The 8,875-nt window shown below is 37.9% G+C and carries 7 protein-coding genes; 3 read left to right on the top strand and 4 right to left on the bottom strand.

Annotation, left to right across the window (positions count from 1 at the left end; all coding sequences use genetic code 11):
* On the top strand, positions 1-1,258 hold a 1,258-nt coding region (locus tag E1140_RS03740; protein WP_185153411.1), incomplete at its 5' end, for a sensor histidine kinase.
* Here E1140_RS03740 and E1140_RS03735 read toward each other — a convergent pair.
* Genes E1140_RS03735 through E1140_RS03725 form a run of 3 tightly spaced genes read right to left on the bottom strand, consistent with a single transcriptional unit; the run spans position 1,259 to position 3,000 of the window.
* The gene (locus tag E1140_RS03735) at positions 1,259-2,032 is read right to left on the bottom strand and encodes a pseudouridine synthase (protein WP_155179173.1); all 774 of its coding nucleotides are present in this window, start codon (positions 2,030-2,032) and stop codon (positions 1,259-1,261) included. It lies immediately after the preceding gene.
* Positions 2,033-2,054: 22 nt separating this feature from the next.
* Positions 2,055-2,618, bottom strand: coding sequence for an SMC-Scp complex subunit ScpB (scpB, locus tag E1140_RS03730; RefSeq protein ID WP_155179171.1), 564 nt, complete (start codon positions 2,616-2,618; stop codon positions 2,055-2,057).
* Between the two features lies 1 nt (position 2,619).
* The gene (locus E1140_RS03725) at positions 2,620-3,000 is read right to left on the bottom strand and encodes a TraR/DksA family transcriptional regulator (protein ID WP_155179169.1); all 381 of its coding nucleotides are present in this window, start codon (positions 2,998-3,000) and stop codon (positions 2,620-2,622) included.
* A 599-nt stretch (positions 3,001-3,599) separates the two neighbouring features.
* On the opposite strand from E1140_RS03725, the gene E1140_RS03720 reads away from it, so the two are divergent.
* Both E1140_RS03720 and E1140_RS03715 read left to right on the top strand, forming a co-directional pair.
* The gene (locus E1140_RS03720; RefSeq protein ID WP_155179167.1) at positions 3,600-4,190 is read left to right on the top strand and encodes an FISUMP domain-containing protein; all 591 of its coding nucleotides are present in this window, start codon (positions 3,600-3,602) and stop codon (positions 4,188-4,190) included.
* A 26-nt stretch (positions 4,191-4,216) separates the two neighbouring features.
* On the top strand, positions 4,217-4,729 hold the full coding sequence (locus tag E1140_RS03715; protein ID WP_155179165.1) for a DUF2306 domain-containing protein: 513 nt from the start codon (positions 4,217-4,219) through the stop codon (positions 4,727-4,729).
* Here E1140_RS03715 and E1140_RS03710 read toward each other — a convergent pair.
* On the bottom strand, positions 4,710-8,875 hold a 4,166-nt coding region (locus E1140_RS03710), incomplete at its 5' end, for a lamin tail domain-containing protein (RefSeq protein ID WP_155179163.1). The two genes, E1140_RS03715 and E1140_RS03710, sit on opposite strands and share 20 nt — an antisense overlap.

Genomic DNA, 8,875 nt, shown 5'->3' with positions numbered 1-8,875 from the left:
CCTTAAATGGTGGTCGGTAAGCTGGGGCAGCTATGCCATTCTATACATTAGCTCTGCTCTGCTCTTTGTCTTGCCAGTAGAAAATAGAGATCTGGCCTCTTTCTTCGCCATATTTAGTACTTACATACAGTTGCTATTTCTAATTGTAGGGTTAAATGAATATGTTCGACAACAACCCGTTCATCTTAAATCCATTGCCATTTACTGCCTTGTTATTTTAGTCTTTTCAACCACTACATATTTCTTTGCTCTTGATGATCCTTCAGGAGCTAATCTAAGGTATGTATTAAGAGTCGGACTGAAGTCCAACATAGTGGGTTTAGGATTTTTATGGTTGGTTTATAAAATACTGGTATCTAAGGCCTTCTTTAAAAGCCTTAGTAAAACCTTGATGCTATCTGCTTTTATTCTTTATGCTCTTCAACAGTTGTGGCATTCTTCAATAGTATATTCTAATGCTTTAGGCTATCAGGTGCCTTTTCCTTTGTCCTCCTATGGAATTATAGACTTATTCTCTTTGTCACTGATTGGTATAAGCATGGCTATATGGTTACTGGAAAATGAACATAATAGCCTGATGAGATCAAATAAAGAACTTGACAGCTTTTTATACAGTACTTCTCATGATTTGAGAGCCCCTATTGCCTCAACTCTTGGCCTAACCAATCTTGGCAAGATTGAATCGAACGATAGCACTTCTAAAATGTACTTTGAGAAAATTGAGTTACAATTAAAAAAACTCGATGCCATTTTCGGAGATATTCTAAACTATTCAAAAACCTCAAAAAGCTCTCTAAAGATATCGAAAATGGACTTTCAGCAGGTAGTCAAAAATATCTATACAAGGCTGAAGTTTAGTAACAGTGGCACCGTACCTGAACTTATTATAGATGATAGCGTTCCACAGCACTTCTATTCTGACAGGTATTTAATAGACAGCATTTTAAGCAATCTAATTTCGAATGCGATGAAATATTTTGATAGTCAAAAAGGACAGTGTTATGTAAAAACAACATTGGTAAGATCAGGAAAGGATATCCGAATTAAAGTCGAGGATAATGGTATAGGAATTAATCAAGCCTGCCTGCCAAAGGTTTTTGAAATGTTTTATAGAGCCACTAGCGATAATGAAGGCTCAGGACTTGGGCTCTACATAGCCAACCAAGCTGCAGAAAGGCTTAATGCAACAATCAAAGTTGAGTCCACAGAGAATGTCGGAACAACATTCACCATACTACTTAGTGAGCGCAAGAAATGATTACTTACCAGAATTCATGTGCTTCAGCCTGATCACCTCTTTATCAGTTAAAGGCCTCCACTTACCTCTAGGAAGGTTTGATTTATCCAGACCGGCATAAACTACACGGTCGAGCTTGATAACTTCATAACCAAGGTGTTCGAAGATTCTTCTTACAATTCTGTTTTTCCCAATATGAATTTCAATCCCAAGTGATTTCTTATCATCCAGGTAAGATAGTTTGTCAACCATGGCCAGCCCATCTTCTAATTTTAGACCATCGACAATTTTTTCAAAATCTGCCTTAGTTAAAGGCTTGTCCAAATCAACCTTATATATCTTTTTGATATTGTTTGACGGGTGGGCTAATGATACTGCCAGTTCGCCATCATTAGTAAAAAGTAACAGTCCAGTAGTGGCTCTATCCAATCTACCTACCGGATAAATTCTTTCATCCCCAGCGGTTTTAACCAATTCCATAACCGTTCTCCTTTCTTGCGGATCATCTGTAGTGGTGATAAATCCTTTAGGCTTATTGAGCAGAACGTAAACCAATTTTTCGGCTACTAAGACTTTGCCTTTGTATTTTACCTCATCACCCTGCCCAACTTTAAAACCAAGTTCGGTTACAACTTCTCCGTTAACTTTAATTTCGCCAGCGGCTATCAACTTGTCAGCATCTCTGCGCGAACATACTCCGGCATTGGCAATGTATTTATTTAACCTGCTACCTGCACTTGGTGCGGATGCGGATTCGGGTTGGGGTTTTTTGAAAGTTCTACTATTCTTTTTCATGAGCGGCTACAAAGTTAACACTCTAGCCGTCATTTTCTTCACCTATTGTATTTTCAGCTTGGGCAAAGTCTTTTGGGGTAGGAAGTTCATTAATATTGTTGATACCAAAGTACTCCATAAACTTTTCGCTGGTTCCGTATAGGACAGGTCGTCCAATGGCTTCTGACTTCCCTTTAATCTCTACCAATCCCTTTTCAAGCAGCTTCTGTACTGAGTAATCACAGTTCACACCACGGATAGATTCCAGATCACCTTTGGTCACTGGTTGCTTATAAGCTATAATAGAAAGTGTCTCAAGGGCTGATGTTGACAACCTTCTTTTAGACTGCTGCTTCAACAGTATACCAATGCTGGATTGATAGGCCGGTTTCGTTAGGAATTGATATCCCCCGGCTACATGGTTTAATTCAAATGAATATTCTTCAGCAGCATACTTTGCTTCCAGACTTTCCACCGCGCCTAAAATATCCTTTTCAGGTACGTCTGCCTCAAACATCTCAGTAAGACAAGATTGTAAATCTTTGATCTTAATAGCTGTAGGAGAGCAAAATATTAGTGCTTCAATATGATTTTGAAGAAAGTCCAAATCAGTTTTGCTGACTTAGCTTGGCTTCAATAGATTGTGTTGTATGAGGTACGGCCTTTAATCTTTCTTTAGAAATCAACTTACCAGAAACTGAACAAATACCGTACGTGCCATTTTTGATTCTTATCAAGGCATTTTCCAAATTATTGATAAATTTTTGTTGACGACCTGCAAGTTGATTCAGGTTCTCCTTTTCAGCAGTGTCTGCTCCATCTTCCAATACCTTTGTATTACCTGAAGTTGCGTCAGTTCCTTCGTCACCACTTTTGTTCAAAGATCCCTTTAGAATCTTTAACTCATTTTTGGCCTTTTCTAATTTTTCATTAATCAGCTCTTCGAACTCTTTAAGTTCAGCCTCAGAATATCTAGTCTTTTCTTCCATGCCCTTGTGTTTGAATTTTAATTAGAACTGCTGTCTAAAATGCGCCTAAAAATAATTTAAGCAAATCAAAACAAAAAAGATTACATTGAAATAATCTTTACAAATTATTTAACGCGCTCATCAGCAGTAAATTAGATTCAAAATCTAGGCGTGACTTAATTCGATATTTGGGCTTAGTTTCTTGATTCTTTCCTTTAAAGACTTTAAATCCATGTTAATTCGATATTTCATTCGGATATAACGCCTTATGGCTTTTGGATTTTGCCCCTGCCTAGCAAGCAGCAAAATCGCGTTGTCGATTATACAGTTCATAGCGGCTTTTTTATTAATTAACTGATATTTTTCGAAACAGGTTTACTTTCAGTCGTTAAATTTCTATTAAATAGAAATATTAAAATCCTTTCTAAGTATGCTACCAATATTTGAGGCCTTTGACAAGAGCTTGGACCTGATGATCAAGGTTTTATCATAGAATCGAGTAAGGATTAATTATTAATTACTCATAGGCTCCTCAGTCACTTGATTCCATAAATCACATTTAGTTTACTTACACTTCGTTTTTATAAACCGAGTATGGATAAACTCAAAATTGTGTATGTATGAAAAAGTGTTTATTACTGATTCTGGCCATTCAAACTTCTGTCTTTACAGATAACAGAGATCAATCTACCTACCAAGAGGTTAAAATTGAAGGCCAAACCTGGCTAAAGGAAAACCTTAAATACATTTACAAGGATGGAGCTGGTGCATCTTATAAAATTGAACCCTACTATGAGAAGTATGGTGCCTACTACACCTCTTCCTCCTCAAAAGATGCTTGTCCTGAGGGCTATCACTTGCCGTCTTTAAGTGAATGGAAAAAGTATATTGAAACCATTCCTGGTAAAGTGAATAACAGAGGAGGAAAACTAGTCTCTACCAAACAGCTAGAATCTAATGCTCTTACACTTGGCGGGATGGTTAGAATGGAAAATGTGATGATGAATGACATTATGGGCTACTACTGGACTAGTACAGATACTTTGAAAACATACTACAAAACCCCCGATGATGGTCTTAAAAAGCACCTCATTGGCATACACATTTGGAGCAGTGGAGAAAAAGATTCTATTAATATAGAACCCACTTATATGTTGGCCGCTGCCTATGAAGATAAAATTGGGCTAAATTGTAAGTGTGTTAAAGATTGAATACCCTACCCTAAAATTCTTATGATATGATTACGCTTGACAATTGGATTCACTCTGCGGTTGGAGGGATACATTTTTTCTCCGCTATATTAGGCATGACAACAGGTCTATTTATATTCATTACCAAGAAGGGGACGCAGGTTCATAAGCGTGTAGGATATGTTTTTATTATTTCTCTGCTCACCGTGAATATCAGTAGTATGTTTATTTATGATTTTAACAATGGCAGCATAAGTGTTTTCCACTTTCTTATTCCTGTCTCCCTGTTATTTCTGCTTTATGGCACATTGCCCATGTTTATAAAGTCACTATCAAAAAATAAAATAAATAAGCACATTATAGGCATGAACGGAGCTGCCATAGGGCTTTGGGCCGCTGGTGCTACCGAATATTTTGTTAGAGAGCTATCTGCTGGGTTGAACAGGGGTGAACTTATCCTTTATTCATTTCTGATCTCAGTCCCATTTGCTATATTGATAACAGTGAGTATAACCTACCATCTGCGCAATTTGAAAAAGCCTAAAACTGTGAGCCAATAACTACTCTTTCTTTAAAAGAATTAACGTCACCACTAGAATTAAAAACTTCAAAAAAGACAATATAGTACCCAATTTTAGCTTTTTGCCCATTATTGTCAGAACCATCCCAAGTATAAAAGCCGGAGCTACTCACAAAATCATTTGAAGCTATTCTCTTTATCTCTCTTCCCTGCACGTCAAAGACTCTAACATTGGCAACATTACCTGACTGAGCAAAGGCATAATTGATAGTAGTAAAATCTCTCTGCCCACTACCATCTGGTATTATCACTTTAGGTTCAATGGTAATTTCGCCCTCCAGTGCCTGATTGATATTTCTTACCTGCGAATTTAAATACCCAGGTGTAGCAAAATTTTCTGATGCCGCGGCCGACATCCAGTTATTATCATTTTGAGCACTTTCTGTAAAACTTATCCTTTCCAAAGATACCCCTTCAGCATCGTTGATAATATCTGCATGTAGGTCTTCAGTGTAGGCAAAGTAATCAAGAACAACACCTTTCGCATCTACAATCGCAACCAGCCCTTCTTCATTAGGAAATGAAGGCAACGAACCAATTTCTAAGAATGTACTTTCACTCGATTTAGGATATTGATCTTTAAGAACAATATTATCAGTGGTCAGGACAAAATATGAGTTAGGCCCCAGAACCTTATTTTCTGAAGTAATAATCCTGGTCGTATTGATTACCAAAGAGTCGCTTTCAAAATCACCATTAGCTATTGCCCAATCTTTAATGGAGATAAACTTATTGGTGTTATTGTAGAGCTCAACAAAATCAACTCCGTTTGGACGGGGATCAAATAGTATTTCATTCACTAATATATCACCCTCAACAGCGTCTTCGATAAGATAAAAATCAGCGCCATTAAGTTGGTCATTAATGATATTACCTGGACAATCCGATAGGTTTTGTATGGTTACTGAATAGCGCCTTCCACTTTCAAGTGACGTCTGAGGAGATAGTAAAATATAGATGTTTTTTAGATCTACAGAAATAATTTCATTTATCACCAAATCACCTGAGAGTGAATAGTTGGCATTGTAAATACTTTGCTCATCTAGCTTTTCATTAAAAATTAGGAGAACTGAATCTGTACTCAGTCCATAAGCCGCCTGAAGTTGTGGGCCCATATTATCTGGCATCTGGCTAAACACTGAATTGATTCTGCCAGGCGTTCCTCCTGTCTCATCTTCAGAGGCAATCCAGTTTAAATCTTCTGCACAAAAATTGTCTGGGTCAATCAGTTCTAAGGAATAGCCACCATCATCTTTTATAGAACTTCTGTACCAAGATGAAGTGTAAAATATAGAATCAATGCTTGTTTCTTTCTCATCAATTAGCTGAAGAAAGTCACTGCCATTATTTAGTGTTGGAAAAGCTGCCAGCCCTATAATATTCTGCAGGGCTCCAAATTCCGTAATATTTTGAACATCCGTCAAGATTACATATTCTTCAGGTTCAAACAGATAATAAGGTAATGAGGCAGTTCTAGACTTATCCGTGACTTTCCAATTTTGAAGGTTGATGGTTTTGCCGCTGTTATTGTACAATTCAATGTACTCGGCATTTGCCACTGCGGTTTCGATAGATGGGTTGGCCATTACCTCATTAATGACAACATCTTTGTAATTAACCGTGGGGTTTTCGAACAGCAAAAACTCTTCAGACACCTGATTAATGACATTTCCTGTGCAGTCTTCAACTCCCGAGATTGTGATCGTGTAAGTCCAATTGGCAACTAGGTCTGATGAAAGCTGCAAGATCAAAACATTACCCTCCTGACTAAACGCATTTACCTCAATGGCTGGCTCAATTAAGAAACCGTTCAATGCAATTGATTCCGGCCTAATGTATTCTGAAAACTCTAGTTTTAGTTCATGCTTAATATTAGTTGCTACAGCTATTAATTCAGGTAAACTGGTTCCCGAATCAACATCCTTTACTGAGTTTTCAATTCCTGGTGTACCACCAGAGTTATCCACACTCGCTATCCAGTTAGTACTAATGTTGCAGGTATTATTTTCATCGATCAATTCTAAGGAATACCCTCCATCATCTTTTGTAGTGCTTTGATACCATGAACTTGAATAGGCTAAAGAGTCGACCTTTAATTCAGCCTCCGTTAAAAGTTGAAGCGTATCACCAGAATTATTGAGCGTTGGAAATACTGAAAGCCCAATTACTGGTAGTTCAATATCAAACAAAGGCTCACCACTTTTAGGCGCTAGGACTACAAACTCTGACGGGTTAAGAAAATAATCAGGAAGTACTGCTGTTCTGGAGCCATCGGTAAACTTCCAGCCTTTGAGATTGATAAGCTTATCACTTTTGTTCAATAATTCCACAAATTCAACATTTGGAGAAGTAGTCTCCTCAGAGGGGTTAGCCATGATCTCATTGATTATAATGTCACGATAGCTGATCTCAGGATTCACAAAAAGCTGGAAAGTTTCATTACTGAAACCAACAGCATTGCCCGTACAATCAGAAATGGTAGCAATACTCAACTGATAATCAGTATTTGGTACAATTGAACTTTCAAAACTCAAAAATAAAGTGTCATAATTTAGGCTGACATCACTGATAACAACACCCTGGTCTACCTGAAAATTAGATGCTTCTAGCGAAGTACTATCCAGTGCCTCAGACATTAAAATAGATAGGTGCCGGTCATCCAAAACCGAAATGGAAATGATGGAGGGTGATGCCGCCCCGGCAAGAGGGTCATCTACTGAATTAATTTCACCAGGTGTACCTCCTGTTTCTGAAATTGAAGCCGTCCAGTTATTAGCACCTCCACAAGTGTTGTTGATATCTATTAGCTCCAGCGCATAGCCGCCCTGGCCTTTGTCCTCATCACCATACCAATCATCAGAATAAGCTAGGGAGTCAATAAGGAGGTCATCTATAAACTTTAATGAAATATTATCTCCGGAATTATTTAAAGAAGGCAAAGAGGAAACACCAACTACATTACCATATGGCTCAAACAAAGCCTTACTGGCATTTGAGCAAATGATTACCCGTTCCCCCGGTTCAAAAACAAAACTGGTTAAGCCCACTGTCGTTGTGGCATCTGATAATTTCCATCCATTAAGATCAAATATTTTATCACTAGCGTTAAAAATCTCAAGATATTCTGCATCCGGCAACTGAACGGTAGGTGAAGGATCGGCCATTATTTCAGTGATAATTACATCTCTAAACTCAGGCGAATCAGGAAAAAAGATATCAAAAGGTTGATTAACTGTAGCTATTACATTGCCTTTTAGATCTTCAATATTTGATATTTCTATAGAATAGCTTCCATTTGGGAAAGGCTCAACAAAAGTTAAGGTAACTTCATTTATTAATGTGAGCTCTGCTGATTGCAGATTGGGAAAACTAGAACCCGTAATATCATAGTTGCCTAAGGTTTCAGCAATGGTTTGGTCAATTTCTTCGCTAAAAATCAACTTGAGCTTATCGCTGGCAAGAACTTCAAGATTCGTTAATTCTGGAGGTGTTTCATCAAACCCTATTTCTTGCACAACTATGTCGTCAAAAAAATGATTGCCAATAGGAGAAGCTGCCGAGGATTGTGTTATCAAAATTCCAAAATCGGTAGAGGTATTGACTGCATTATCGGTGACAGATCCTGCAGTGCTGAAGGCCCCTAAATCACCATCATCATATTCTAATAACCACAGATCGGACAAATCTCTACTTACCTTAACTCTAAATGGATTATTTGAAGAGCTGTTCACAATCGAATTAGGGCTCGTTATGATTTCAGTGTCCAGACCTCCCACTTTTTTGTAAAGCGCTATTTTGTCATCAGTACCACCAATTCGAACAAACATAGCATCAGTTACGGCCGATAAGTCAGCATTGTCAGCCATCAGATAGATATCAACATAATTGGCTCCTGAAGTGGAGAATTTAAGATTGAAGAATAGCTGCCATTCTGCATTGGCAGCAAGTGTAGAAGGTGTTGATAAGTAATAGACTGCAGCCCCAGAACTGCTGGATCTCAACGCTTCACTTTCAATTACAAATAAACCATCATCTCCTGACCAAATTGGGTTATTAGTAAAATCTCCATCATCAAAAGCATCATTGACCTGAGCTAAAAGCTGGTTTGAAGCATATATGCAACCGA

This window comes from Fulvivirga lutimaris, assembly GCF_009711525.1.
Taxonomy (GTDB): domain Bacteria; phylum Bacteroidota; class Bacteroidia; order Cytophagales; family Cyclobacteriaceae; genus Fulvivirga; species Fulvivirga lutimaris.
This window is presented reverse-complemented; position numbering and strand designations above follow the sequence as displayed.